The organism is Streptomyces sp. NPDC005863, from assembly GCF_042871345.1.
GTDB lineage: Bacteria > Actinomycetota > Actinomycetes > Streptomycetales > Streptomycetaceae > Streptomyces.
In genome coordinates, this window is the sequence record NZ_JBIAII010000006.1 from 448,303 (window position 1) to 474,626 (window position 26,324).

The 26,324-nt window shown below is 71.8% G+C and carries 25 protein-coding genes; 13 read left to right on the forward strand and 12 right to left on the reverse strand.

What is annotated here, in order from left to right; all coding sequences use genetic code 11:
- Nucleotides 1-12: 12 nt before the first annotated feature.
- The 8 genes from ACFYO9_RS23465 to ACFYO9_RS23500 form a co-directional block, all read right to left on the reverse strand.
- A complete protein-coding gene (locus ACFYO9_RS23465) occupies nt 13-789 on the reverse strand; it encodes a type II CAAX prenyl endopeptidase Rce1 family protein (RefSeq protein WP_358776216.1) in 777 nt (258 codons plus the stop codon).
- Nucleotides 786-1,643: a CPBP family intramembrane glutamic endopeptidase gene (locus tag ACFYO9_RS23470; protein ID WP_358776214.1), complete on the reverse strand. Its 858-nt coding sequence runs from the start codon at nt 1,641-1,643 to the stop codon at nt 786-788. The genes ACFYO9_RS23465 and ACFYO9_RS23470 overlap by 4 nt, the downstream gene beginning before the upstream one ends.
- Complete coding sequence (locus tag ACFYO9_RS23475; protein WP_358776212.1) at nt 1,621-2,991, reverse strand: YcaO-like family protein; 1,371 nt, start codon at nt 2,989-2,991, stop codon at nt 1,621-1,623. Before ACFYO9_RS23475 ends, ACFYO9_RS23470 begins: the two co-directional genes overlap by 23 nt.
- Nucleotides 2,984-4,024 carry a TOMM precursor leader peptide-binding protein gene (locus tag ACFYO9_RS23480; protein ID WP_358776211.1) on the reverse strand — a complete coding sequence of 347 codons (1,041 nt, stop codon included), beginning with the start codon at nt 4,022-4,024 and terminating at the stop codon, nt 2,984-2,986. The genes ACFYO9_RS23475 and ACFYO9_RS23480 overlap by 8 nt, the downstream gene beginning before the upstream one ends.
- A 21-nt stretch (nt 4,025-4,045) precedes the next feature.
- Nucleotides 4,046-5,296: a coproporphyrinogen-III oxidase family protein gene (locus tag ACFYO9_RS23485; RefSeq protein ID WP_358776209.1), complete on the reverse strand. Its 1,251-nt coding sequence runs from the start codon at nt 5,294-5,296 to the stop codon at nt 4,046-4,048.
- Nucleotides 5,293-6,219: a SagB/ThcOx family dehydrogenase gene (locus tag ACFYO9_RS23490; protein ID WP_358776207.1), complete on the reverse strand. Its 927-nt coding sequence runs from the start codon at nt 6,217-6,219 to the stop codon at nt 5,293-5,295. Before ACFYO9_RS23490 ends, ACFYO9_RS23485 begins: the two co-directional genes overlap by 4 nt.
- A 41-nt stretch (nt 6,220-6,260) precedes the next feature.
- A complete protein-coding gene (locus ACFYO9_RS23495; protein WP_358776205.1) occupies nt 6,261-6,839 on the reverse strand; it encodes a VOC family protein in 579 nt (192 codons plus the stop codon).
- 66 nt (nt 6,840-6,905) lie between these two features.
- On the reverse strand, nt 6,906-7,076 hold the full coding sequence (locus ACFYO9_RS23500; protein ID WP_157877838.1) for a hypothetical protein: 171 nt from the start codon (nt 7,074-7,076) through the stop codon (nt 6,906-6,908).
- A 247-nt stretch (nt 7,077-7,323) separates the two neighbouring features.
- On the opposite strand from ACFYO9_RS23500, the gene ACFYO9_RS23505 reads away from it, so the two are divergent.
- Complete coding sequence (locus ACFYO9_RS23505) at nt 7,324-8,289, forward strand: ABC transporter ATP-binding protein (protein ID WP_358776203.1); 966 nt, start codon at nt 7,324-7,326, stop codon at nt 8,287-8,289.
- A gap of 1 nt (nt 8,290) precedes the next feature.
- A complete protein-coding gene (locus ACFYO9_RS23510; RefSeq protein WP_355807276.1) occupies nt 8,291-9,031 on the forward strand; it encodes an ABC transporter permease in 741 nt (246 codons plus the stop codon).
- Between the two features lie 93 nt (nt 9,032-9,124).
- Here ACFYO9_RS23510 and ACFYO9_RS23515 read toward each other — a convergent pair whose 3' ends face one another.
- Nucleotides 9,125-10,063, reverse strand: coding sequence for an RNA polymerase sigma factor SigF (locus ACFYO9_RS23515; RefSeq protein WP_358776200.1), 939 nt, complete (start codon nt 10,061-10,063; stop codon nt 9,125-9,127).
- A 249-nt stretch (nt 10,064-10,312) separates the two neighbouring features.
- On the opposite strand from ACFYO9_RS23515, the gene ACFYO9_RS23520 reads away from it, so the two are divergent.
- The 6 genes from ACFYO9_RS23520 (at nt 10,313) to ACFYO9_RS23545 (ending at nt 16,204) form a co-directional block, all read left to right on the forward strand.
- On the forward strand, nt 10,313-10,681 hold the full coding sequence (locus tag ACFYO9_RS23520) for an STAS domain-containing protein (protein ID WP_355807272.1): 369 nt from the start codon (nt 10,313-10,315) through the stop codon (nt 10,679-10,681).
- Nucleotides 10,682-10,953: 272 nt separating this feature from the next.
- Nucleotides 10,954-11,463, forward strand: coding sequence for an ATP-binding protein (locus tag ACFYO9_RS23525; protein WP_358776199.1), 510 nt, complete (start codon nt 10,954-10,956; stop codon nt 11,461-11,463).
- A gap of 238 nt (nt 11,464-11,701) precedes the next feature.
- Nucleotides 11,702-12,445: an LPXTG cell wall anchor domain-containing protein gene (locus ACFYO9_RS23530; RefSeq protein WP_355807268.1), complete on the forward strand. Its 744-nt coding sequence runs from the start codon at nt 11,702-11,704 to the stop codon at nt 12,443-12,445.
- Between the two features lie 71 nt (nt 12,446-12,516).
- Complete coding sequence (locus tag ACFYO9_RS23535) at nt 12,517-13,602, forward strand: hypothetical protein (RefSeq protein WP_358776196.1); 1,086 nt, start codon at nt 12,517-12,519, stop codon at nt 13,600-13,602.
- A 68-nt stretch (nt 13,603-13,670) separates the two neighbouring features.
- Entirely contained in the window at nt 13,671-14,864 is a 1,194-nt protein-coding gene (locus ACFYO9_RS23540) for a hypothetical protein (RefSeq protein WP_358776322.1), read from the forward strand.
- On the forward strand, nt 14,864-16,204 hold the full coding sequence (locus ACFYO9_RS23545) for a hypothetical protein (protein ID WP_358776320.1): 1,341 nt from the start codon (nt 14,864-14,866) through the stop codon (nt 16,202-16,204). Before ACFYO9_RS23540 ends, ACFYO9_RS23545 begins: the two co-directional genes overlap by 1 nt.
- An 890-nt stretch (nt 16,205-17,094) precedes the next feature.
- On the opposite strand, the gene ACFYO9_RS23550 is transcribed toward ACFYO9_RS23545, so the two are convergent.
- The gene (locus ACFYO9_RS23550; RefSeq protein WP_358776194.1) at nt 17,095-17,985 is read right to left on the reverse strand and encodes an alpha/beta hydrolase; all 891 of its coding nucleotides are present in this window, start codon (nt 17,983-17,985) and stop codon (nt 17,095-17,097) included.
- Nucleotides 17,986-18,188: 203 nt separating this feature from the next.
- Entirely contained in the window at nt 18,189-19,685 is a 1,497-nt protein-coding gene (locus ACFYO9_RS23555; protein WP_358776192.1) for an oligopeptide:H+ symporter, read from the reverse strand.
- 467 nt (nt 19,686-20,152) lie between these two features.
- Here ACFYO9_RS23555 and ACFYO9_RS23560 point away from each other — a divergent pair, with 467 nt between their 5' ends.
- Nucleotides 20,153-20,830, forward strand: a complete 678-nt coding sequence (locus ACFYO9_RS23560; protein WP_150168682.1) for a response regulator transcription factor — start codon at nt 20,153-20,155, stop codon at nt 20,828-20,830.
- Between the two features lie 250 nt (nt 20,831-21,080).
- Nucleotides 21,081-22,361, forward strand: coding sequence for an ATP-binding protein (locus ACFYO9_RS23565; RefSeq protein ID WP_358776190.1), 1,281 nt, complete (start codon nt 21,081-21,083; stop codon nt 22,359-22,361).
- A 19-nt stretch (nt 22,362-22,380) separates the two neighbouring features.
- On the opposite strand, the gene ACFYO9_RS23570 is transcribed toward ACFYO9_RS23565, so the two are convergent.
- Nucleotides 22,381-22,890: a GtrA family protein gene (locus ACFYO9_RS23570; protein ID WP_355807259.1), complete on the reverse strand. Its 510-nt coding sequence runs from the start codon at nt 22,888-22,890 to the stop codon at nt 22,381-22,383.
- A gap of 247 nt (nt 22,891-23,137) precedes the next feature.
- Here ACFYO9_RS23570 and ACFYO9_RS23575 point away from each other — a divergent pair, with 247 nt between their 5' ends.
- Genes ACFYO9_RS23575 through ACFYO9_RS23585 form a run of 3 tightly spaced genes read left to right on the forward strand, consistent with a single transcriptional unit; the run spans nt 23,138 to nt 25,990 of the window.
- On the forward strand, nt 23,138-24,271 hold the full coding sequence (locus ACFYO9_RS23575) for a 5-(carboxyamino)imidazole ribonucleotide synthase (RefSeq protein WP_388666537.1): 1,134 nt from the start codon (nt 23,138-23,140) through the stop codon (nt 24,269-24,271).
- Nucleotides 24,268-24,801: a 5-(carboxyamino)imidazole ribonucleotide mutase gene (gene purE / locus ACFYO9_RS23580; RefSeq protein WP_355807255.1), complete on the forward strand. Its 534-nt coding sequence runs from the start codon at nt 24,268-24,270 to the stop codon at nt 24,799-24,801. The genes ACFYO9_RS23575 and purE overlap by 4 nt, the downstream gene beginning before the upstream one ends.
- A gap of 4 nt (nt 24,802-24,805) precedes the next feature.
- A complete protein-coding gene (locus ACFYO9_RS23585) occupies nt 24,806-25,990 on the forward strand; it encodes a dipeptidase (RefSeq protein WP_358776186.1) in 1,185 nt (394 codons plus the stop codon).
- Nucleotides 25,991-26,324 lie beyond the last annotated feature (334 nt).

Consider the following 26,324-nt stretch of genomic DNA (forward strand, 5'->3'; position numbering starts at 1 on the left):
TGACCCGGTGACCTAGATGACGGCGAAGACGAAGAACACGACGTGGGCCACCACCAGCGGCGCCACATCCGGCACCGCCCAGAACACCAGGCCGTGCACGACCCCCATCACCACGCCGCCCACGACGGGGAACATCGCCCCCCGCCAGGAGGACATGAAGAACGCCTGCATGACGACGAACAGCACGATGGACGTGGTGAGCGCGACCGCGGGGCCCGCGTCGCGCAGCCAGGTCAGGGCGATACCGCGGAACACCAGTTCCTCGGAGGCGACTTGGACCCCGGTGAGGCCGAGCGCCGCCCACAGCGGCAGCACCTTCAGGGCCGTGAGGTGGTGCCGGATCCATCCGCCGCGCGAACGCCCCAGCCAGGAGCGCAGGGACATCCCGTGATCCTCGCGGGCCCGCGACCGGACAGACCCCCCACCCCCACCCCCGCCTCCCGCCAACCGCACCTCGATCAGCGCCCGGCAGAGCAGCGACCCGATGGCCAGTTCGCCGACGCCGAGGAGCGCGCCCAGGGCGAGCAGCTCCGGCCGGCCCAGACCGCCGACCAGGATGCCGGGACCGATGCCGCTCACGGCGAGAAGCACCGCCACCACCACGACGTGGCTCGCCCCCGCCGCCGCCAGCTCGAAGACGTCCGCGCGCTGGGCGGTGCCCCAGCGGGCGGGGCCGACCCGGGTCACGGCCGCGAGCCGGCGCACGGCGCGGAACAACAGGGCCTTGCCCAGCCAGTAGTAGACGATCACGACGGTGACCAGGACGAGGACGCGCAGCGGCGTACTCATGGGCCGGTCCTGCGAACCGCCGAGGGGCGTGCCCGGTGGTAGCGCCAGACCAGCAGGTTGAACAGCGCGTGCCCGGTCACGGCGGGCAGCACCGTCCCGGTGAGCAGCACGGCCGCCGTGCACAGCGCGGCCAGCGGCAGCTTGGACAGCACCTGGCCCCAGCCGAAGAAGACGTGGGACACGGCGAAGACGAGCTGGACGCCGAGCACCGCGCCCGCCACCACGACCGCCGGGCCCGCGCGCAGGGCGAGGCCCAACAGCACGCCCCGGTAGACGAGTTCCTCGGCCGCCGCCACCGCGAGCAGCAGCGGAAGGTGGACCCGCAGGTCCGCCGAGGTCGGCGCGAAGTCGTTGCGCGCCTCGATGAGCCCGGTGCGCCGCCCGGCCGGAGCGGCGCCGCCGACCGCGACCCCGGCGGGCCGCGCGTGCCCCGACCGGAGCGCCACCGGCCGGTCGTCCCGTACGGCGTGCCCGGCACGCCGCCCCCACCAGCGGGTCACGGATCGGTCGGCGCCGGTCGCCGCGTACCCCACGGCCGGGCCGAGCAGCAGCCCCGCGACGAGCCCCGCCCAGCCCGCGTCCCGCACCGGACGCAGGACGCCGGTGCCGAGCAGCGCGGCGCCACCGAGCACCGTCAGCGCGCACACCCCGAGGTGCAGGCCGAGCATCGGCAGCCGGCGCAGGCCCGCCCAGCGGGTGTGCAGATGGGCGGCGACGGTCATCGACGCGAGGCCGAGGACCACCACGGTGGCGGCGAGCAGCGGACGGGTGTCGGCCGGTACGAAGCCGGTCAGTTCAGCGGCCAGTTCACCGGACAGCTCACCGGCCGGTTCAGGGGAACGGATGAGGGGCATGCCGCCGGAACCCTCCGTACGCCCCGAACCGGGGATGGGCCGCCGTCGGCGCGCTGGGCAGCGGCAGCGTGAGCAGGTCGGGGCTCCAGAACCGGGCGACGACGAAGCCGAGTTCGGCGGCGTCGACGGTGGTGAGGTCGCCGCAGTAGAGGCGCTTGTCCGTGTCGTGGAAGGCGCGGACGAGGGCGCGTACGGAGGTTTCGGGGGCGACGGCCACCGGGTCGGGCGGCAGCTCGTCGGCGCCGGCCTCGTCGCAGTCGCCGTAGCGCGCCTCGACCACGCGGGCGCCCTTGGCGGACGCGGCGAGGACGACGTTGCTCTCCAGGTCGAAGATGGCCTCGTCACCGCCCGCGGTGCCGGAGCCTCCGGTACCCGTCGCGTGGTCCTGCACGCTCGTCCAGGTCGCCAGCGCCCGCACCCCCACGCCCTCCAGAAACGCCTTGTACAGGGCCGACTCCAGGGACACGTCGGCGCCGAGGCCGACGGCGACCGCCGGGATCTGGCCACCGGGTTCGCGGATCAGACAGGCGACGGTGAAGCCGGGCAGGTCGGCGCTGGGCAGCAGATGGAACTCGGGCCGCCCGCCCAGCGGATGACAGTGCCGGTCGACGAGCCGGAACAGCGCCGCGCAGCGCGCGCCGGGCCGGATCCGCACCGACCTGGTCCCGCCGTACCAGTGGCCGACGGCCGCGTCGATCTGCACCATCTCCTGGAGCGCGCCGAGGGCCGCCTTGTGCGGGTCGGTGTGCGCGGCGGTGCCGGTGGTGACGGCCGGCTGCACCCAGGGCTCGCCCTCCGCGTCGCGGATCACATAGCCGACGGTGGTCAGCTGGGCCGGCACCCAGGTGTCCGTACCGTCGCGCAGACAGGTGAAGCGGCTCCAGCCCAGCGGGTCACCGGGGAGCGGGCGCCGGAAGGGGAAGCCCTCGCCCGCCAACTGCTCGTCGGTGTACGGGAGATAGGAGCTCACCGGGAAGTGCGGCTCGTCGGCGAGTTCCGCCTCGGCGGTGAACCGGACCGGGAACGCCTCGCTGACGGCGGCCACGTACCCGGCGTAGCGCTCCACGACCTCGCCCAGGGTGCGGATGTGCGACTCGTACGGGCGCACGCCGTAGCCACCGATGTGGTAGCTGCCCAGCTTCGGCCGGGGCTGGTCGCGCAGCACGTGCACGCCGGTCAGGTCGCCGCCGGAGACCATGAGGCGGGGCGCGTACCGGGGCCGGGTGAGGAAGCCGAGCTGGGGCATGAGCCCGCACAGCGGCGCGTGCATGCGGCGGCGCAGGCGCCGGGTCTGGACGTCGGGCGGCTCGACCACGCGGAGCCCCGACGCGGTGCGCAGCTCAGGCATCGACCCACCGCCTGACGTCGAAGTACACCTCGGTGCCGTCGCGTTCGGGCACCGCGCCGCAGGAGGGGCAGCCGGGCAGCCTGAGCACCTCGGAGTAGACCATCTCCATCGACGGCAGATAGACGCCGAGCACCTTGCCGACCGTGCTGGTCATGCCGGTGACCGCCATGTTCAGCGCTTCGAGTGCGGTGTGCGAGGCGAGCAGCGAGGAGAGGACGCCGGTGCCGCCGTCGCCGTGCTCCGCGCCCGGTCCTTCGGCGCCGGCCAGCGCCTTCTTGTAGCGCTGGTAGGCGGCGCCCTCGCGCAGGTTCATCACGACGCGGGTCTCGAAGCAGGTGAAGCAGGCCGTGCTGTGGGGCACGAAGGTCGGGCCGACCAGGAGCAGCGGGCCGTCCAGCGCCGCCTGGATCCACGGCGTGCCGAGCGCGAGCGCGACGCGGTTCAGGACGGCGAGCCGCAGCGGGTGCACCGTGTCGGCGACGTGGACGAGGAGGCTGCCGCGCCAGTCCTCGAAGTGTTCCACGAACCGCTCGAAGGCCAGGCCGTCCTCCAGGACGTCGAGCGGGCAGTCGTCGAGGAGCCGCAGCTGCTCGGCGTGGGCGCCGGGCGCGCCGACGGTGAGCTGCTCGTGCGCGCCGAGCAGCCCGGACACCCGCGCCGCCGCCGCGCCGCCGAGGACGCGTACGTCGGGCAGCGTGGCCCGCTCCACGCGTCCGCTCGCCGTGCGGTCGAGGAACGCGTCGAGCGCGCTGGAGGGGCCGTGCTCCAGGACGGCCAGCTGGTCCAAGTGGTCGATCAGGGCTTCCAGTTCGGTCCGGGTGACGCCGGCCTCCTTGGCGAGTTCGGCCCGGTCCCTGGTGCCGTCGAGCCCGCTGACGAGGGTGCTGAGGCGGCCCGCGCCGCTGTGGTCGACGAGCGTGATGGACTGCGGATTCCATACGCCGGAGCGCAGTTCCACCGTGTCGCGGTCGTGCGGGACCACCGAATAGACGGACTTGATGCGCACGGTGCGGCTGGTGCGTCGCGTGGGCACGGACTTCTCCTCCCGGTCGGGTCAGCCCATGAGTGCGGCGGCAGTCACGGACAGGTCGGTGCGCCCCTGCCGGGGCGCGTTCAGGTACTGCAGCTCGATGAAGGCGTCGGCGATGTCGCCGGGAGGCAGCCGCAGCCCGTCCTCGTCGCGCTCCACGGTGGTGACGGAGGCGAAGAAGTCCAGGAGGGTGCGGCAGGCCCGCTGGTCCATCACCTCGTCGAAGGGGCGCCCGGTGCGCCGCTCCCACCACTGCCTGCGGGCCCCCTCGTACGTGGTGAGGGACTGGTAGAGCAGCCGGGGCGCGATGGCGGGCGAGGCAAGGTCGTACTCCTCGTCGAAGGCGAACGGGTCGCGGTTGTAGTCGAGGAGCCGGCCGCGGGCGTGCGCGAGGTAGCGGCCGCCGAGCACCGAGGTGGCGCCGGAGCCGAAGCCCGCCCAGTCCGAGCGCAGCTGGAAGTAGGCGAGGTCGCTGTGGCAGAGGTGGTCCGGAGTCCCGAAGTGGCTCATCGCGTACTCCGGAAAGCCCGCGTCGACGAGCAGTTCGGCGCCCACGGCGTACCCGCGCTTCTGTTCGTCGCGGTCGATGTGCCGGTTGCCGCGGCCCAGTTGGCGGCGCATCACGGTGCCGTGCGCGGGCCGGTAGGGGTAGAGCGCGACATGGGTGAGGGGCAGGTCGAGGGCGGTGCGCACGGCGTCGCGGGTCTCGGACGGCGGCTGGCCGGGGAAGCCGCAGATCAGGTCGATGCTGATGTCCTCGAACCCGGCGTCGGACGCCTCCTGGACGATGCGGCGGGCCCGGTCCGCGTCGTGGCTGCGGCCCAGGGTGCGCAGCCGGCTGTCGTCGAAGGACTGCACGCCGCTGCTCAGCCGGGTGAAGCCGACCTCGCGGAAGGCGGCGAGCTTCGCCGGGTCGAGGGTCTCGGGGCTGCACTCGATCGTCGCCTCGCGCAGCCCGTCGCGGAGCGGGAACGCGGCGTGCAGGGCCGCGCCCACCTTCCCGATCTCCTCCAGGGTGAGGATGGACGCGGTGCCGCCGCCCCAGTACAGGATGGTCGGCCGGTAGCCCGCGGCCCCCAACGCCGCGCCCCGCTCGATGAGTTCACGGCAGAGGGCGTCGATGTACCGCAGGCGCGGCTGGTCGGTCTCGGTGAGCAGCAGTTCGGCGGTGGGGACCTCCGTCACCCAGTCGCAGAAGTGGCACTTGGAGCGGCAGAACGGGATGTGCAGATAGACGAGGAGGTCCCGGTCGGCGCCCTCGGCGTAACCCTTCACTCCAGCCTCCCCAGGACCACCGCGTGCACGGCCGCCCGCAGCACCCCGTCGATGTCGAGCGCCGCGTGCAGCTCGTCGTCGACGAAGCTGGCGCAGTCGGTCGAGCCGAGGCCGAGCGAGGTCACCGCGAGATGCATGTTCTGCGCGATGGCACCGGCCTCGTGCAGGACGAAACGCAGGCCGCGCGGCCCGTACTTGCGCATGCTCCGCCAGGGGCTCGCCACCATGACGACGAGCGCCGCCGCGGTGTCGAAGGCGATCGCCGTGCCGGGCGTCGTGAAGGCGTCGAGTACGCGGTCGACGCCGGCCCGGCCGTCCTCGCGGACCAGTACGTCGCGCACCGGCTGGTAGCGGTAGACGCCCGTGTCCAGGCCGGTGACGTCGAGCGCGACCACGTGCAGGGCCACCGGGAAGAGACCGCCCCCGCTGGGCGCCGTACGGAAGCGGAACGTCTCGTGGCCGCCGCGCAGCAGCTCCACGTCGGCCTCCGCGGTGAGCCCGTCGGCAAGGCGCAGCACGGTCGCCAGCTCGGCCGCGGCGATCGGATCCCCGCTGTAACGGCGTACGCTGCGCCGCCGCATCAGGGCCTCGCCGAGCTCCATGGTGGCCGCGACGGACGGCGGGAGTTCGGTGCGCTGGTGGGCGGCGACGGGGTCGTCGTCGAGCTGGGCGAGGGTGGTGACCATGGCGTCGCCGAAGTAGTCCGAAGCGGACAGGGCGCCTTCGCGGTCGTGGGCCCGCAACCGGCCCGCGGCGAGGAACTCCTCGGCGACCCGGCTGCCGGCGGGGCCGGCCGGTTCGGCGCCCAGGTTGTCGAACCGGAGCTGGTGGGTGCGCACACCCACCGCCCGCGCCTCGGGTGCCAGGACGCGGTAGGCGTTGATGCCGAGGCTGAACTGGGTGAGACCGGAATCCTCGTTCATGCGGTGGGCCCTCCTGACCGGTGCCGCTTCAGACGTCGGCTTCAGTCGTCGGCCGCGTCGGCCGGATCGTTGGCGTCGAACATCTCGGTGGTGGCCGGCACCCGGCGGGCGAGCGCGATGGACTGGTCCTTGAGCTGCTCCGCGGTGACCGGACGCGCGTACGCGCCGAGGGCGAACGTCGCGTGCGCCCACTCGCTGAGCTCGACGATCCCCATCCGGTTGCCCTCGGCGTCGTGCAGGCTCGCGCCCCGGCCCATCGAGTCGCCCGCCTCGCCCCGGAAGAAGGGGCTGTCCCGGAATTGATCGCGGAACTCGTCGCGGATCTTCCGGGGCAGCGGAAGGTCATAGGGACCGGCCACGACGGTCCCGCCCGCCGCTTTCCACGAGGCGAGCGCCGCGTCGATGTCCTCGACGGCGAACATCAGTGTCACGCCCTCGCCCGGGAAATTCCGCTTGTTGACGGTGAGGAGTATCCCGTCGCTGGAGACCGGCGCGTGGAAAGATATCTGGTCGGGCGAGAGCGAGCGGGCGAGCCGGAGCCCGAGGAAACTCTCGTAGAAATCGATTCCGGCGTCGACGTCGTCGACGGGCACATTGATGATGACGGGTTTGGGAATCATCGGATCGCCTCTCTCCTTCCGGGGTGGAGGTGCCGGGCCACACCCTCGCGCCCGGCACCCCTTCTCTCACGCCAGCGGGCGCACCACGGCCCCGCAGGACGTGGACGTACAGCCTGCGCAGCAGGAGGACGCCCCGGGCACCACGACACCGAAGGCGGCGCCGTCGGCCGCGGACACCAGGCCCGGCTGCAGGGCCGAACTGCGGTGCTCGACGACGATCACGCTCTCGATCTTCAAGTGAATTCACCTCCCGGATCATTTATCGGTGCGGCGCGGAACGTAAATCGGGAATGTTCCGCACAAGTGCCCAAAGTATTGGAAGTGCGGAGCGCGGCTGTCAACGAAGGATTCCAGATGTTGCGTCATCAATTACCGGTGACAAATGTCATCGGTAAGCGATGGTGGACCTTTACGAAAACGATCTACTGCTACTCTGGCGCGGCTCGGTTACGTCGGGAATTGGGGCGAGCGGCGAGGGGCGAGGATGGCGGCGGCAGAGGTGCTGGTGCGCGTGCGCGAGGTCGACGTCGTACGGCGCCGCGGGGGGTCCCGGCGCCGCGGAGCATCCCGGCGCCGCGAGGAATCCGAGGTGCACGCCCTGTCCGGGGTCAGCCTCGCCGTGCGGCGCGGCGAGCGGGTGGCGCTGCTCGGCGCCAACGGCGCGGGCAAGACGACGCTGACCCACGTCATGCTCGGCCTGCTGCGCCCGCGCGCCGGCACCGTCGAGGTGCTCGGCGGCCCGCCGGGCCCCGCCCTCGCGGCCGGCGAACTCGGCGCGATGCTGCAGGAGTCCGGCCTGATGCGCAACGTGCGCGTCGGTGAACTCCTCACCCTGGTCACGGAGTTGTACGGCCGGCGGACCGCCGCCGAGGTCCTGGACGAGTGCGGCCTCGGCCCGTTGCGCACCCGGCAGGTGACCCGGCTGTCCGGCGGCGAGCGGCAGCGCCTGCGGCTCGGCCTCGCCCTCGCGGGGCTGCCGAAGCTGCTCTTCCTCGACGAGCCCACCGTCGCCCTCGACGTGGCGGCCCGCGCCCGCTTCTGGGAGATCCTCAACGAGCGGGCCAGGGACGGCGCGACGGTGCTCTTCACCACCCACTACCTGCACGAGGCGGAGAAGTTCGCCGACCGCGTCGTGGTGCTCAGGGCCGGCCGGATCGTCGCGGACGCCACCGTCGGCGACCTGCGCTCCGCCTTCACCGAGAGCCGCATCTCCTTCCGTACGGACGAGCCGCTGCCCGGCAGCCTGCTGCGCGGCCTGCCCGGGGTCCGCACGGCCGAGAAGTGCGACGACGGCACGCACGTCCTGACCACCACCGACAGCGACGCGACGCTCGCCGCGCTCTACGCCAAGGCCGGCGGCGCGGAGGGCACCGTGCCGCGCCGCCTCACGCTCACCTCGGCCTCCCTGGAGGACGCGGTCGCCACCCTGCTCGACGAGGAGGAGCGCTGACGTGCTGCGTTACGCGAAGCTGGACACCCTGTGCCTCATCCGCAGCGGCTACTTCCTCACCTTCTCGGTGCTGTTCTCCGCGGGCTTCTACCTGATGTTCACCGTGGTGGCCTCCGACGCGATCTCCGACAGCCCGCACTTCGCCCGCGACTACATGCTCTCCATGTCGGTCTCCGGCGCGTTCTTCGGCGCGCTCAACGGCGCGGGCATCCGGCTCGGCGCCGAGCGCGGCGAGGGCTGGGCCCGGCAGATCCTGCTGACCCCGCTCTCCGCCCGCGCCTACCTGGGCGCCAAGGCGCTCACCGCGTGGCTCGCCACGCTCCCCGCGACCGTGGTGGTCTTCGCCCTCGGCGCGCTGGTCAACGACGTGTCGATGCCCGCCGCCGACTGGCTCGCCGCGCTCGCCGTCATCTGGGGCGCCAGCCTCGTCTTCGTGGTGGCGGGCCTGGCGGTCGGCCTGGTCGCGGTCGGCGAGGCCGCGCAGTTCACCTGCCTCGGCGTCTTCTTCCCGCTGGCGCTGCTCGGCGGCCTCTGGTTCCCGCTCGACGACTTCCCCGCGGGGTTGCGGCGCGCCGCGGACTACCTCCCGACGCGCTGCCTCGACCAACTGGCCGCGCTGGTCACCCCCGGCGGCCCCGACCCGCCCCCCCTGCGCCCGCTCCTCGTCCTGGCCGGGTGGGGCGTGGTCCTCGGCGGGGTGGTCCTGGCCCGCTCGAAGGCGGCGGTCCTGGCCCGGGTGTGAGCCGGGGCGGGACGGGCAGGGGAACGACTGTGGGGCCCGCCGTCTTCAACAGGCGGGCCCCACAAGGCCGTTCAAGCACAGTGCGACGTACTGCTACTCCTCGACCGTCAGCCCCTTGCGGAGCTTGACGAGCGTGCGCGAGAGCAGGCGCGAGACGTGCATCTGGGAGATGCCCAGCTCCTCGCCTATCTCGGACTGCGTCATGTTGGCGACGAAACGCAGCGAGAGGATCTTCCGGTCGCGCGGCGGCAGTTCGGCGATCAGCGGCTTCAGCGACTCGACGTACTCGATGCCTTCGAGGCCGTGGTCCTCGTACCCGATGCGGTCCGCGAGCGCGCCTTCGGAGTCGTCCTCCTCGGGCTGCGCGTCCAGGGAGCTCGCCGTGTAGGCGTTGGACGCGGCCATCCCCTCGACGACCTCGTCGTTGGAGATGCCCAGGCGCTCGGCGAGCTCGCCCACCGTGGGGGCGCGATCGAACTGCTGGGCGAGCTCGTCGCCCGCCTTGGCGAGGTCCAGTCGGAGCTCCTGCAGCCGGCGCGGAACCCGTACCGACCAGCTGGTGTCACGGAAGAAGCGCTTGATCTCACCGACGATCGTCGGCATCGCGAAGGTGGGGAACTCCACGCCGCGGCTGAGCTCGAAGCGGTCGATCGCCTTGATCAGGCCGATGGTGCCGACCTGGATGATGTCCTCCATCGGCTCGCTGCGGGAGCGGAACCGGGAGGCCGCGAACTTCACCAGGGCGAGGTTCAGTTCGACCAGGGTGTTGCGGACGTACGCGTATTCGTGCGTGCCTTCTTCCAGCGACTCGACGCGCTCGAAGAGGGTCTTGGACAGGGCCCTCGCGTCCACCGGGCCCACCGTGGCGTACGGCGGGATCTCCGGGAGCTCGGGAAGTTCGTGGATCTCCGCCACGGCCTCGGGAACCGACAGGGACGTGTCGGCGGGGTCCGGGATCGTGGTCGCGGAGCGGTGCGGCGGAAGTGTCGACGACGCCTGGTCAGTATGCGATTCGTCGAGCCGGGGTGACATGGGTGTCCTCCATCGTTCTCGGCATATGGCTGCCGATGCCCATACGTGCACTGCGGTGTGCGGCGCCTCCAAAGCCGTCCGTGTCGATTGCTGTCTCTACTACCCCTACCCGCTTCCGCGCGTCGCTCGCAAGTGCGTTAGGCGGTGAAATGTCCGAATTCGGGGCGATGTTCGGCTACCGGGGAGCGTGGTGAGGGCGTAGTGTTCGGGGGCGTCATCAACAGTTACGACGGTCGGAAGAGAGTGACGATGGACCGCGGGACGGTCGGCAGCGCGCACAGGGGCCGGCTTCTGGTCGAAGTGCGAAAGACGGGCACCAGTGCCGTGGTGACCCCGGCGGGTGAGCTGGATCACCACACCGCCGACGTGTTGCGCGAGCCACTCGAGAAGTGCCTGGAAGAGGGCTATGCGCGCCTGGTCGTCGACTGCTCGCGGCTGGAGTTCTGCGACTCCACGGGGCTCAATGTCCTCCTCGGGGCGCGGCTCAAGGCCGAGTCCGCGGGGGGCGGGGTGCACCTGGCCGGGATGCTGCCGGTGGTCGCCCGGGTCTTCGAGATCACCGGTGCCGAGGCCGTCTTCTCCGTCCACGCGACACTCGACGAGGCTCTCGGTGAGTGAACCGGTGGCGTCGGAGAGTGAGGACGCAGGGGCCGCACGCGAAAGTTATGCGTCAGTTGCCACTGTGTGATCATGACGTTACCGGTGTCACAAGATCCGTGTGGAACAAGTGGGTGTTCTCACGGTTCGGCCGGGCAGGAGAGACCTGGATCCGTCGACAACGGACCCTCACGCCAATCGTCAGAACGGCAAGCAGCCGATGTCCTCTACTCGTCCAGAGTTCTCTTCCCATCCAGAGTCCTCAGTCCTCTTGTCGGTGAGGTGAAGCGCTGATGAGCACCACCCGGCCTTACTCGCCGGGCGACCGCGGCCCGGAGTCCGAGGCCGCAGTCGCGGACGCTCCCGCGGACCGGGTCTCCGGATCGTCTGCGGGCCGCCAGGTCCGCAGGCTCAGCCTGACCGGGGAGAGCGGCATCGTCCCGCTCGCCCGGGACTACACCCGCCAGGCGCTCCAGGCGTGGGGCTGGCTGCCCGCCGAGGGCGCCGACCGGCGCGCCGCCGCAGAGGACGTGCTCCTGGTCGTCTCCGAGCTGGTGACCAACGCCTGCCTGCACGCCGAGGGCCCCGACGAGCTCTGGCTCTCCTGCGACGGCAAGGTGCTGCGCATCGAGGTCTCCGACCGGGGTACGGGCGAGCCCACGCCCCGCACCCCGCACCGCGCGGGCCGGCCCGGCGGCCACGGCATGTTCATCGTCCAGCGGCTCTGCCTGGACTGGGGCGTCGTGCGGAGCCCCGGGGTCCTGGGCAAGACGGTGTGGGCGGAACTGGGCGCTCCCGCCTAGGCCCGCCCGCTTGGGTCCACCCCTCCAGGGTCGGCTCCCTCTCGGGTCGACTCCCGCTCGGGGCCCGCCCCTGTTACCCACGGTTCGTACGCGCGCCGGATCACCTGGATCCGGCGCGTTCTTTGTCTTCCCTCGGCAAGGTCCCGGGCGTACCTTGAGCGCCCAATCTGATGTGCCGTCAGTAACACAGGTAACTCCGCACCGCGGCACGCCACGACCGGCATGAGGGGACAACGAGGTGTCGCACACGAAGAAATCGGCCGCGCTCGCGCTTGCCGCCGCCCTGGCCGGCGGTTCAGCGGTGCTGATGGCCGCCCCCGCCGCGCAGGCCGCCGTCCAGGACGTCAACTACCAGTGCAAGACGCCCATCGGGAACAAGGGGGCGGTCTCGCCGATCGACATCAAGAGCGTCAAGAGCGGCAGCGGTTACAAGCTCACCATGTCCTTCCAGAAGGGCGTCTCCTCCAGCCCCGTGGAGCTGGGCAAGGGCGCGATGAAGCCCAGCGCGGTGATCAAGGTGGGCGGGGCCGACAGCGGCACCGTGCCGGTCTCCGGAGCCCCGAACTCCGCGGCGATCCCGGCCAACACCCCCATCAAGATCAGTGACTTGTCGGGGACGTACACGCCCAAGAAGAGCGGCAAGGTCACCTTCACCGCGGGCGTCCTCACCATCAAGGCGCTCGGCACCACCACCACGTGCACGCCGTCCAACAACCCCAAGCCCTCCCTCGAACTCGACGTGAAGGGCTCCGGCGGCTCCGACTCCGGCAGCGGCGGTACGACGGGTGGCTCGGGCGGGACCGGCGGCTCCGGCACCTCCGGCGGCTCGAACAACGCTCCCTCCGGCGGTGAGGAGCTCCCGCAGACCGGACCCGCGGACTCCGCCGTCGCGCTCGGCACCCTCGGCGGCACGGTGCTGCTCGCCGGTGCGGCCGGCGCGCTCTGGCTGACCCGCAGGAACCAGGCGGCACGCACGCGGTAGCGCGCCCGGACGCCGCCGACGCCCCCGCAGGCGCAGAAGACCGACCGCGTACGCCGGACCAGGAGCCGCCGATGCCGCCGAAGCCGCCCGAGCCGCCGAAGCCGCCCGAGCCGTCGGTGCCGTCAATGCCGCCGAAGCAGCACAAGCAGCCGGGGCGGCCGAGGCAGCCGAGGCGGTCCGCCGCGCGGGCCGTGCTGTGTGCCGTCGCCCTGGTGGCGGCCGGCGCGGCCCCCGCGCACGCGGACGGCGGCGGCTCCGCGCCGTGGACGGTCGCGCCCTCCGCGGGCGGCGGCACCCGGCCGGCGAAGGACGGGCGGCCCGCCTTCTACGCGGAGGGCACCCCCGGCTCCGTGCTCCAGGACACCCTGTCCGTCACCAACCCGGGGCCGAAGCCCCGCACCGTCTCGCTGCGGGGCGCGGACGCGGACAACACCGCGTCCGGGGCGGTCTCCGTCACCCCGGCCAAGGGCAGGCCGAAGGAGACCGGGGCGTGGCTCACCTTCGCGCGCCGGCGGGTGACGGTGCCGCCGCGGACCCGCGCCGAGGTGCCGTTCACGGTGACCGTCCCCGCCGGCGCGCTGCCCGGCGACCATCCGGGCGCGATCGTCGCGAGCGGCGGCGGGCGCACGGTGGGCGTGCGGGTGCACCTGCGGGTGGGCGGGCCGACGCTCTCTGCGCTCACCGTCGAGCGCGTCAAACTCGACGCCGACGCGGACCGCATCACGTACGGCCTGGTCAACCGGGGCAACACCGTGCTGACCCCGCGACTCGCGGTGCACGCGGAGGGTTTGTTCGGCACCCTCCTCGACCGCCCCGCGCGGACGCTGCCCGTCGAGCTGCTGCCCGGCCGCCGCGTCTCCCTGACCGAGCCGTGGAAGGACGCCCCGGCGTTCGACGCGGTCGACGTCGAGCTCACGGCCACGGCGGCGGGCGGCGCCAGGGACACTGCGTCGGGCTCGGCCCGCCTCGTGCCGTGGGGCGCCGTGGCGGGCGTGGGCGCGCTGCTGCTCGGTGCCGCGGGCGGCGTCATCGCTCTCGTACGCAGACGGCGGCGGCGCCCCGAAGAGCCCGAACCGGAGGCCCACCAGGACCCGGAGGCCCAACAGGAGAACGGCGCGCGGGAGTTGGCCCGAGCGGGGACGGGAGAAGAACTGTGAACGGGAAGAACAGGCCCGGCCCCGCTGACGGCCCCGCTGACGGTCCCGCGGCCGGCGCCGTACTCGCCGTGCTTGCCGCGCTGGCCGTGCTCGGCTTCCTGCTGCTGCCGCAGACCCGCGCGGCGGCCGCCGACGACAGGCCCGCCGTGCGGCTCTCCGCGTCGCAGGCGGGCAAGGGCGGGTCCGTCACCGTCAAGGGCACGGGGTGGCGGCCCGATGCCCTGCTGATGATGCTCGTCTGCGGTCAGGCCGAGCCCGGCAAGGGCGTCGTCGGCGGCACCAACTCCTGCGCCAACTCCGAAGGACGCGCGGTCACCACGGACAAGTCCGGCGCCTTCCGCAAGAAGCTCCCCGTGGCGGAGCCGCCCGCGCCCTGCCCCTGCGTGGTCCACGTCGCCACGGTGACGGGCGACACCCAGCAGGTCGACGCGGTGCTGAAGGTCGCGGGCCATCCCGTGAAGGCGCTGCCCGAACAGGCCGGAGGCGGGCGGCTCTCCGTCCTGACGGACACCGGGCTCGAAGGCTCCAGCGGGGTTCTGACCTGGTTCGGCGCACCGGCGCAGCGCAAGCTGGAGTTCACCGTCGGCAACGTCGGTTCGGCCCCCGTCAAGGACCCGGTCTTCCAAGTCGGCACCTCACACGGCGTGTTCGCGCCGCAGTGGGAGGAGCAACAGTGGCGCGGCACCATCGCGCCGGGCAAGAAGGCGCGGATCACGCTGCCGGTGGAGCTCTCGGCGGGCGCGCACGGCGATTACCTGGTCTCGCTGAAGTTCGGCGGGAAGGTCCTCGCCGAGCAGCCGTGGGGCGTGGGCCGCCCGTGGGGCGTGACCGTCTTCTGGCTCCTGCTCTGCGTCGTGGTGCCCGCGGCTGTCTTCCGCATCGGCATGGCGGTCGTCGACCGGCTCCGCCCGAACCGGCGCAGGTCCGCGCGGGCGGGCCGGCACCGCACGGGCCGCCTGGCCGAACTCGCCCGCCTCCTGCCGCAGTTGAGGCTTCCGCAGGGGGCGCTGGCGGCGGACCGGCGGGCGGCGCACGCGGCGCCGACGACACGTACGCAAGCTCTCGGGGGCACGGACACGGGTACGGGTGCGGGGGCGGGCGGGCCCACGTCGTCCGGTGCCGCCGGATCCGGTACGAGCGGCTCCGCCGCCGGTGGGCCGGCGACCCCGCTGCCCTGGTTCACCCCCGACACAGACCCCGGCGCACCCGCAGGCCGGCTCTCCGCACCGTCCGACAACAGTCCGACGAAAGGAACCACGTGATCACGCATCGACGGAGAGCGGGCGCGACCTCGGTCGCGCTCCTGCTGGGCGGAGCGGGCATCCTGCTGGCCGCGGGCCCCGCGCAGGCCGCCGAAGTGGCCTACAAGACGGAGTGCATACCCCCGTCGATCTCCGGTCTGCCGCCCGTGCACGGCACGACCAAGGTGGAGATCACCGCGCCCGCCACGGCGAAGGTCGGCGACGAGGTCGACATCGTCTGGAAGACGACGCAGGCCGCGTCCAACAACCCGGACGTGCTCGACCTCGACAAGGACACGGTGAAGCCGACCGGCACGCTGAAGGTGGCCGGCGGCCAGACCGGGGACGTCGCGATGGCGGGGGAGCGCACGAATCCGCCCATCAAGAAGAACAGCCCCATGCTCCTGTCGGACATGAAGGGCAAACTGAAGCTGACAGCACCGGGTGAGGTGACGCTCACGCCGGACGCGTACGACATCAACGTCAGCAAGCCGATCTCCACGGACACGAAGTGCAAGCCCGAGGAGTCGGTGAAGGCGGGCGCGACGATCAAGGTGACGGAGGCCGGCGGCACGTCGGGCGGGGGCGCCTCCGGTGGGGGCAACTCGGGCGGCGGCACGTCCGGTGGGGGCACCACGGGTGGCGGGACCTCCGGCGGAGGAACGCCGGGCGGCGGGACCTCCGGGGGTGGCACCACGGGGGGCGGGGACGGTCAGACCGACTTCCCGGGCAAGGAGGTCCAGACCCCCTACAAGTGCAAGACGCCCATCGGCGACAAGGAAGCCACGTCGCCGGTCCAGATCAACGCCAAGAAGGACGGCGGGAGTTACGGACTCACGGTCCAGTTCAAGAAGGCCGTCATGGACAGCCCCGCCGACATCCCGGCGGACTCGGTGAAGCCGTCGATGGAGGTCAAGCTGGGCGGCGCGGACAAGGGCACGGTGCATGTGGAGGGCCCGACCAACAAGGACCCCATCAAGTCCGGTGACCCGATGACGATCTCCGACCTGACCGGCACGTACAAGCCGGGCGCGGACGGCAAGTCGACGCTGTCGCCGGGCGTCCTGACGGTGAAGGCGCTGGGTACGACGACGACGTGTACGCCGACGAAGAGTGAGGTCTCCTTGGAGATCGACACGAAGGCCCTGCCGGGCGGGGCGTCGGGGGGTACGGCGTCGGGGGGTTCTGCGGCGGGCGGCTCCGCCGCGGGTGGCGGTTCCTCCTCGGGCGGAGGCGGTCTGGCGGAGACGGGCGCGGAGCACGATGGCGCGTTGCGGGCGCTGGGTCTGGTGGCCGGCACGGTGATCCTTTTGGGCGGGGCGGTCTTCACGTTCTTGCCTAGGCGTGGCGGCGTGCGCTGAGGTTGATCCTGCGCAGTTCCTCGCGCCCCTGGGGGACTTGGGGGCTGCCTGTGGTGGTTCGTCTGCGGCGCGGCGGGGGGTTGCTCGCGCAGTTCCCCGCGCCCCTGGGGGACCTGGGGGGGCTGCCTGTGGTGGTTGGTCTGCGGCGCCGCGGGGGCTGTTCGCGCAGTTCCCCGCGCCCCTGAGGGCCACTTCGGCGGGGCCTCGTTGAGGCGGGCCGGCGCGGTGCGAGGGTTTGGGGGCTGCCTGTGGTGGTGTGTCTGCGGCGCCGCGGGGGTTGCTCGCGCAGTTCCCCGCGCCCCTAAAGCCCCCTCAGCGGGGCCCCCTTCAAGGGGCGCGAGGAACTGCGCGAGCAACCAAAGAAGAAACCCGCAGCCGAAGACAAAGGGTCGCCGGCAGACGCCAAGGGGCGCGGGGAACTGCGCAAGCAACCAGGCACGGCCCGCACCCGAAAACGGACCGGCGCGAGCAGACGTCCAGGGGCGCGGGGAACTGCGCGAGCAACCAGGCACGGCCCGCACCCGAAAACGGACCGGCGGGGGCAGATGCTTAGGGGCGCGGGGAACTGCGCGAGCGACCGAGGGCGGCCCGCACTCGAAATCGCACCGGCGCGGGCAGACGTCCAGGGGCGCGGGGAACTGCGCGAGCAACCGAGGGCGGCCCGCACCCGAAAACGGACCGTCGGGGGCAGACGCTGAGGGGCGCGGGGAACTGCGCGAGCAACCCAGGGCGGCCCGCACTCGAAAATGGACGGGCGGGGGGCAGACGCTGAGGGGCGCGGGGAACTGCGCGAGCGACCGAGTGCGGCCCGCACTCGGAAACGGACTGGCGCGGGCAGACGTTCAGGGGCGCGGGGAACTGCGCAAGCTCTGTTCAAGCCGACCGCAGGGCTACCGCCTTCTGAGCCAGCTCACGACCGCCCCAGCCACCCCCCGCCCCTTGAGCACCGCACCCCCGTGCGCAGACCCCGCCACCGTCGGGACGGTGACGTCACCCGAACCCGAACCCGAACCCGCCCCCCTCTCCGCCTCCGCCACCTCCACAGAATGCGCCACCGGCACAAAGTCCCCCACGGAGTGGACCAGCAACAACGGCGCGTCAGTCGACCCAGACGCGTGGGAGGCGACGGACAGGTCCTCCCACGTCCGCCCACACCCCCGCCCCGCCCCCAACAACCCCGGCACACACCCCGCAAGCCGCTCCGCGGCCCCCCGCAGCCTGCGCCGCTCCGCGGACGCCCCGAGCCGCGCCCCGTCCCGCCAGGCGCGGTACGGCGACGCCACGGGGGAGAGGGCCACGACCCCCCGTACCCGGTCCCGCCCGGCCCCGTACAACCCGGCCTGCAGCGCAAGGTGCCCGCCCGCCGACGAGCCGAGGACGAGCGGGCGCCCACCGCCCCGGTGCCGCCGTACCCACCGCAGCGCCGCCAGCACGTCGTCCCGCTGCGCGGGCCACACCGCGTCCGACGTCAGCCGGTAGTCCGTGTCGTACACGGTGAACCCGCGTGCCGCGAACCACCGCGCCCACCCGCTCCAGTCCGTGTCGTGCGCCCAGTAACCACCGTGCAGGATCACCAGCGCGGGCCCCTTCCGCCCGTACACGGTGATGTTCTGGCGCGGATGTCCCCCGTACCGGAAGACCTGGCCAGGGGAGGGGGAGGCGGAGGGGGCGGAGGGCAGCCCGGCAGCCGGCCGGGACGAGACCTCGGGGGTCGCCTCCGCCGCCGCGCTGGACGACAGGAGCGCCCCGCAGAGGGCCAAGGACAGCAACGTACGACGCATGGGCCAGATGCTCCACGCCACGGCCGCCCCGCACCCGCAGAAACGCTCCGCACCACCACCGCGAGTGGCCGAACGGCCCTCTGTTCGCATGCCGCGAAGGAAACACAAGCAACGGAGACACAGCAGCGAAAAGGGCCGCCGCTCCGTCACCCGGAGCAGCGGCCCTTTCCACGGCGGAAGGCCTCACAGATGGTGGGAAACGGTCAGTTGACCGAGCCCATCAGTTCCTTGACCTTCTTGCGCGACGTCCAGATCCCGAAGCCCGCGAGGACCGCGAGAATCGCCTCGACCGCGACCGCGCCCGAGTTGTTCAGATCGACCCCGAGCTGCGGAGACGTCAGCAGACCCGTCACCGAGTCGCCCGCGGTGACCGCGAGGAACCAGACACCCATCATCTGCGCGCTGTACTTCTCCGGCGCCATCTTCGTGGTGAGCGAGAGGCCGACCGGGGAGAGGCAGAGCTCGCCGACGGTCTGGATGAAGTAGATCGCCACGAGCCACATCGGGCTGACCCGGCCGCCGTTGTTGGCGGTGTCGATCAGCGGGATGAGGAAGACGGCGAACGAGATGCCGATCAGCGTCAGGCTGGAGGCGAACTTGACGGCCGTGCTCGGCTCCTTGCCCCGCTTGTTCAGCCACAGCCAGGCCGAGGCGACGATGGGGGCCAGCGCCATGATGAAGATCGGGTTCAGCGACTGGTACCAGGAGGTCGGGAAGTCGAACCCGAGCAGGTTGTTGGTCGTCGAGCCCTTGCCGAAGATCGACAGGGTCGAGCCGTTCTGGTCGTAGATCATCCAGAAGACGGCGGCGACCACGAAGAACCAGATGTAGCCGGACAGCTTCGACTGCTCCAGCTGCGAGAGCTCCTTGTCGCGCTTCATGCGGGCGAGGACCGTGACCGGGATGACCAGACCGGCGATGATCAGCGGCATCAGCGCCCAGTCGGCGAAGTTGCCGGTGACGCCCATCAGCGTGTAGAGCGCGGCGGCGACGATCAGCCAGATCAGGCCGGTGCGCAGCGCGGAGCGGCGCTGCTCGGGCGTCGCGGGCTGGGAGATCACGCTGCTCTGCTCGCTCAGGTGGCGCGAGCCGAGCATGAACTGGGCCAGGCCGAGCGCCATGCCGACCGCGGCGAGCGCGAAGCCGAAGTGCCAGTTGACGTTCTCGCCGACCGTGCCGATGGACAGCGGGGCGAGGAAGGCACCGAGGTTGATGCCGATGTAGAAGAGCGTGAAGCCACCGTCACGGCGCGGGTCCTGCGGGCCCTTGTAGAGGTGGCCGACCATCACGGAGATGTTCGCCTTCAGCAGGCCGGAACCGATGGCGACGAGCGCCAGGCCGGCGAAGAAGGAGGTCGAGGTCGGCAGCGCGAGCGTGATGTGTCCGAGGATGACGACGGAGGCACCGATGACGACCGTCTTGCGCGGACCCCAGAAGCGGTCCGCCATCCAGCCGCCGGGCATGGCGAGCAGGTAGACCATCGACATGTAGACGGAGTAGATCGCCGTCGCCGTCGTGGCGCTCATGCCCATGCCGCCGGGGGCGATCAGATACAGCGGGAGCAGGGCCTTCATGCCGTAGAAGCTGTAGCGCTCCCACATTTCGGTCATGAAGAGTGTGGCCAGTCCGCGGGGGTGGCCGAAGAAGGTCTTCTCGCTGCCAGGGGTACTGGCCGAGTCCTTCGTCAGGCTGGACGCCATGGTCGATCCTCGTGGGTTCGGGACGCGCGGCAGGAGCGTGAGCGCGCCCGGTGGGGGGCGGTCGGCACCGTTGTCGCGGCGTCCAACCCCACGCCCAGGGGAGATTCACCCCTGTCGAGAGATGAGGGACGGCGACTCCGGGATCCACACCCTGGCGCATCCTCACGCTCAGGGCCCGACCACAGGTCATTCCTTTCAAGGCTGGCCGGAGCCGGCCCGCACATAAAAGAGACCTAAGGCGCGCACAGCGGGCCAAAGGTCCTTGAGTAGTGCATCAGGCGTTGGGTCACCATACGACACGGCAGGGATGCATATGGAAGGACTTGAGACATGGATCACAGGTGTCGCTGCAACCAATGGCACACATTCAAAGGTGTTTCTCAGAATCGCATCCCAGGGACGCAGGCTCGCACCTCCACTGTGCGAGCAGCTCACGAGGGCTGTCCAGTGCGGACTACCATCACTCCATGACCCGTGTACTGCTCGCCGAGGACGACGCGTCCATCTCGGAGCCACTGGCTCGCGCCCTGCGCAGGGAGGGTTACGAGGTCGAAGTGCGTGAGGACGGCCCGACCGCCCTCGACGCCGGTCTGCAGGGCGGTGTCGATCTTGTCGTCCTCGATCTGGGGCTGCCCGGCATGGACGGCCTGGAGGTGGCGCGCCGGCTGCGCGCCGACGGGCTCACGGTGCCGATCCTCATCCTGACCGCGCGCGCCGACGAGGTGGACACCGTCGTCGGTCTGGACGCGGGCGCCGACGACTACGTGACCAAGCCGTTCCGCCTCGCCGAGCTGCTCGCCCGGGTCCGGGCGCTGCTGCGGCGCGGGGCGAGCGAGCCGAAGGAGGCGCCCGCCACGCACGGCGTACGGATCGACGTCGAGTCGCACCGCGCGTGGATGGGCGACGAAGAACTCCAGCTCACCGCCAAGGAGTTCGACCTCCTGAGGGTGCTCGTACGGGACGCGGGCCGGGTCGTCACCCGCGACCAGCTGATGCGCGAGGTCTGGGACACGACGTGGTGGTCGTCGACCAAGACGCTCGACATGCACATCTCCTGGCTCCGCAAGAAACTGGGCGACGACGCGGCGAACCCCCGGTACATCGCGACGGTACGGGGCGTAGGTTTCCGCTTCGAAAAAAGCTGACGGCACCCCCTCCGGGGGGCCTGGCCCCGGACGGCGCACAGTTCCCCGCGCCTCCGGGGGGCCGAGCCCCGTAAGGGGCGCGGGGAACGGCGCGAGCGGGCGAGGACGGCCCGCAGCCGCCATTGAACCGCCGCAGGCAGACGCGTCTGCGGGTTGTGGAGGGCCGGCCGCGCAGTTCCCCACGCCCCTGACGGGGTGAGGCAAACCGTCCCCCGTGCCCCGGGAGGGGCGCACGCGAGAGACTGACCCCATGCGCCGTCGCCTGATCAACAGCACCCTCGCCGTGGTCCTCGTCGTGATCGCCGTCTTCGGCGTGAGCCTCGTCATCGTCGAGACCAAGACGATCAGCAGCAGCGCCAAGGAGCGCGTGGACTCCGAGGCGCTGCGCCTCGCCAGCATCGTCGACAGCCGGCTGATCAGCGAGGAGAAGATCACCGGCGACATCCTGCGCGACCAGGTCGCCACCGACCGCTACGCCCGCATCGAGCTCCCGGGCCGCGCGCCCATCGAGATCGGCACCCGCCCCGGCGGCGAGGTCATCAGCGTCACCCGCCCCGGCGAGCAGGGCGAGCAGGTCACCGTCCAGGAGCCGAAGGCCGCCGTCACCCGTGAGGTCGGCCGTACCCTCCTGATCATCGCCGCCGTGGCGCTGCTCGCCATCGTCGCCGCCGTACTCCTCGCGGTGCGCCAGGCCAACCGCCTCGCCTCCCCCCTCACCGACCTCGCCGAGACCGCGGAGCGCCTCGGCTCCGGCGACCCGCGCCCCCGCCACAAGCGGTACGGGGTGCCGGAGCTGGACCGGGTCGCCGACGTCCTGGACTCCTCCGCCGAGCGGATCGGCCGCATGCTGACCGCCGAGCGCCGGCTCGCCGCCGACGCCTCGCACCAACTGCGCACCCCGCTCACCGCGCTCTCCATGCGCCTCGAGGAGATCACCGTCACCGAGGAGCTCGACACCGTGAAGGAGGAGGCCACGATCGCGCTGGCCCAGGTCGAGCGGCTGACCGACGTCGTGGAGCGGCTGCTCACCAACTCCCGTGATCCGCGCACCGGTTCGGCCGTCGCCTTCGACCTGGACGAGGTCGTCAAGCAGCAACTGGAGGAGTGGCGCCCGGCCTACCGCAGCGCGGGCCGCGCCATCGTCAGCTCGGGCAAGCGGCACCTGGAGGCGGTGGGCACGCCGGGCGCGGTGGCGCAGGTGCTCGCCGCGCTGATCGAGAACTCGCTGATGCACGGGGGAGGCACCGTCGCCCTGCGTACCCGCGTCACCGGCAACCAGGCCGTCATCGAGGTCACGGACGAGGGGCCGGGCGTCCCCGCCGACCTCGGCGCGCGGATCTTCGAGCGGACCATCAGCGGCCGCAACTCGACGGGAATCGGCCTCGCGGTGGCCCGGGATCTGGCCGAGGCGGACGGCGGCCGCCTGGAGATGCTGCAGACCAAGCCGCCGGTGTTCGGCCTCTTCCTGTCGCGCACGCCGCTCTCCCGGGGCGTCGACCCCGACGCCCCGGAGGACCACACGGTGCGGTGAGCGAGGACGAAGGGACCGCTCAGCTCGCCCGTCGTACGACCGGCGGCTCCTCCGGCTCCTCCAGGAACGATTCCGCATGCGCGACGGTCTCGCGGGCGGGCAGCGCCTTGAAGACCCAGGTGCGGTAGGACCAGAAGCGGAAGAGCGTCGCGATGCCCATGCCGAGGAACTTGAAGAAGTTCGCCTGCAGCTTGCCGTCCCAGCCGAACCAGTACGTCGCGGCGTAGAGCACGCCGTTCTCGATCACCAGGCCGACCACGCTGAACAGCAGGAACAGCGTGAGCTCCTTGGTGCGGCCGCTCTTGTCGCGGTCGCGGTACGTGAAGTAGCGGAACCCCACGTAGTTGAAGGCGATGGCGACCACCGTCGCGATCACGCTGGCCCGCACCACGTGCAGATCCGTCACGTGCCGTACGAGGTTGAAGACGCCGAAGTTCACCAGGGTCCCGACCGCCCCCACGGCCCCGAACTTGGCGATCTCGCGCTTGAGGCTGTTCAGCCGCACCCGCAGTGCGCCGCGTTCCGTCATGGTCGTCGCCCCAGCCCCCGTCGATGCGTACCGGTCGATGCGTCCCGGTCGTGTACGTGCCGACGGATTGGTGTTTCGGTCGTGTCGACCCAGCCATGCTAACCAGCGGGCCTGCCCGGCGCGCGCGGGCGCCCGGACACTGTGGCACCGCTGTGACGCGGGGGTCACGGAGGGCACCGGATCCGGCCGATGTCCGGCGGCGGATACCGGCCGATACCCTGGGGGTGTGACGTTCCCGGTAGTCGGCATGGTCGGCGGCGGTCAGCTCGCCCGCATGACCCACGAGGCGGGCATCCCCCTCGGCCTGAAATTCAAGCTCCTCAGTGACACCCCGCAGGACTCCGCGGCCCAGGTCGTCGGCGAAGTCGTCATCGGCGACTATCGCGACCTGGACACGCTGCGTGAGTTCGCGCGGGGCTGCGACGTGATCACCTTCGATCACGAACACGTACCCACCGAGCACCTCAGAGCCCTGGAGGCGGACGGCATCCCCGTCCGTCCGGGGCCCGACGCGTTGGTGCACGCCCAGGACAAGGGCGTGATGCGCGAGAAGCTCACGGAGATCGGCGTGCCCTGCCCGCGCCACCGGATCGTGGAGGACCCGGCCGACGTGGCCGCCTTCGCGGCCGAGGGCGCGGTGGACGGCGGCGACGGCTTCCCCGTGATCCTCAAGACGGTGCGGGGCGGCTATGACGGGAAGGGGGTGTGGTTCGTCCGTTCCGTCGAGGACGCCGAAGATCCCTTCCGGGCCGGTGTCCCGGTGCTCGCCGAGGAGAAGGTCGACTTCGTGCGCGAGCTCGCGGCGAACGTCGTCCGCTCCCCGCACGGCCAGGCCGTGGCCTACCCCGTCGTCGAGTCCCAGCAGGTCGACGGCGTCTGCGACACGGTCATCGCCCCCGCGCCCGGCCTCTCCGAGGCCCTCGCGGGGGAGGCGCAGGAGCTCGCGCTGCGCATCGCCAAGGAGCTCGGCGTGGTCGGCCACCTCGCCGTCGAGCTCTTCGAGACGCACGACGGCCGCATCCTCGTCAACGAACTGGCGATGCGCCCGCACAACTCCGGCCACTGGACGCAGGACGGCGCGATCACCTCGCAGTTCGCCAACCACGTCCGCGCGGTGCTCGACCTGCCGCTGGGCGACCCGCGCCCGCGCGCGACGTGGACGGTGATGGCCAACGTCCTCGGCGGCGACTACCCCGACATGTACGCCGCGTACCTGCACTGCATGGCCCGCGACCCGCAGCTCAAGATCCACATGTACGGCAAGGACGTGAAGCCCGGCCGCAAGGTCGGCCACGTGAACACCTACGGCGACGATCTGGACGAGGTCCTCGACCGCGCCCGCCACGCAGCCGGCTACCTCCGAGGAACGATCACCGAATGACCTCCCCCGTTATTGGCATCGTCATGGGGTCCGACTCGGACTGGCCCGTCATGGAGGCGGCCGCGCAGGCGCTCGCCGAGTTCGAGATCCCCTTCGAGGTCGACGTCGTCTCCGCGCACCGCATGCCGCACGAGATGATCGCGTACGGCGAGCAGGCCGCGGACCGCGGTCTCAAGGCGATCATCGCGGGCGCGGGCGGCGCCGCCCACCTGCCCGGCATGCTGGCGTCGGTGACGCCGCTGCCGGTGATCGGTGTCCCCGTCCCGCTGAAGTACCTGGACGGCATGGACAGCCTGCTCTCCATCGTGCAGATGCCGGCGGGCGTCCCGGTGGCCACGGTCTCGGTGGGCGGCGCGCGCAACGCGGGCCTGCTCGCGGCCCGGATGCTCGCCGCGCACGATCCCGAACTCCTCGCCCGTATGCGGGAGTTCCAGCAGGAGCTGAACGACCAGGCGACGGAGAAGGGCAAGCGGCTGCGGACCAAGGTCGAGGGCGCGGGTTCCGGATTCGGCTTCGGTTCGGGAAAGTGATCGCATGAGCTCCCTCGACGAAGCACGCGCGCTCCTCGCCGACTTCCCCGTCGTCGACGGCCACAACGACCTGCCGTGGGCGCTGCGCGAGAAGGCCGGTTACGACCTCGGCCGCCTCGACATCGCCGCCGACCAGACCGGCAGCCTGCACACGGACATCGCCCGGCTGCGGGCGGGCGGCGTCGGCGCGCAGTTCTGGTCGGTGTACGTACGCACCGACCTGACCGGCGACTCGGCGGTCAGCGCCACGCTCGAACAGATCGACTGCGTCGAGCAGTTGCTCACCCGCCACCCCGCGGACCTGGCCCGCGCCCTGACCGCCGCGGACATGGAGCAGGCCCGCTCCGAGGGGCGCATCGCCTCCCTGATGGGCGCCGAGGGCGGCCACTCCATCAACAACTCCCTCGCCACGCTGCGGGCGTTGCACACGCTGGGCGTCCGCTACATGACGCTCACGCACAACGACAACATCGCGTGGGCGGACTCGGCGACGGACGAGCCGGGTGTCGGCGGCCTCTCCGCCTTCGGCCACGAGGTCGTGCGCGAGATGAACCGCGTCGGCATGCTGGTGGACCTCTCGCACGTCGCGGCGACGACGATGCGGGCGGCCCTGGACACGTCGGTGGCCCCGGTGATCTTCTCGCACTCCTCCGCGCGCGCGGTCTGCGACCATCCGCGCAACATCCCGGACGACGTCCTGGAGCGGCTGCCCGCCAACGGCGGCGTGGCGATGGTGACCTTCGTACCGAAGTTCGTCCTGCAGGCGGCGGTCGACTGGACGGCGGCCGCCGACGAGAACATGCGGGCCAACGGCTTCCACCACCTCGACACCTCGGTGGCGGGCATGAAGGTCCACGCGGCCTTCGAGGAGTCGACCCCCCGCCCGATCGCCACCGCGGCGACGGTCGCCGACCACCTCGACCACATGCGCGAGGTGGCGGGCGTGGACCACATCGGCATCGGCGGCGACTACGACGGCACGGCGTTCACGCCGAACGGTCTGGACGACGTCTCGGGCTACCCGAACCTGATCGCGGAACTCCTCGACCGAGGCTGGTCCACGTCCGACCTCGCGAAGCTGACGTGGCGGAACGCGGTACGGGTGCTGGGCGCGGCGGAGGACGTGTCCCGCGACCTCAAGTCCCACAGGGGGCCGTCGATCGCGACGCTGGAGCAGCTGGACGGCTAGTCGTTCCCGCTGTGGGCAGGCATTCCGCACGGCGGAACGGGTGGGCACAGCGCCACGGCGCCGGGTGCGTGGAACCTTGGTTCAGCCCCGGCGCCGGGAGGGCGCGTTACGGGAGGTTGCGCGCCATCACGATGCGCTGGACCGGGTTCGTGCCCTCGTAGATCTGCGTGCTTTACAGCGAACACGGCTCTGACCTGGGGAGCCACCCCCTCCGCGGGGTGCTTCCCCAGCATTTCCTTCCCTTCCCGCACGGCTGCGGCATGCGGCGAGCGTGCCGAGTTTCCTGTTCTCTCAACTGGGCCACCTTGACCCGCCTGTCACGGCATCGCGAGGA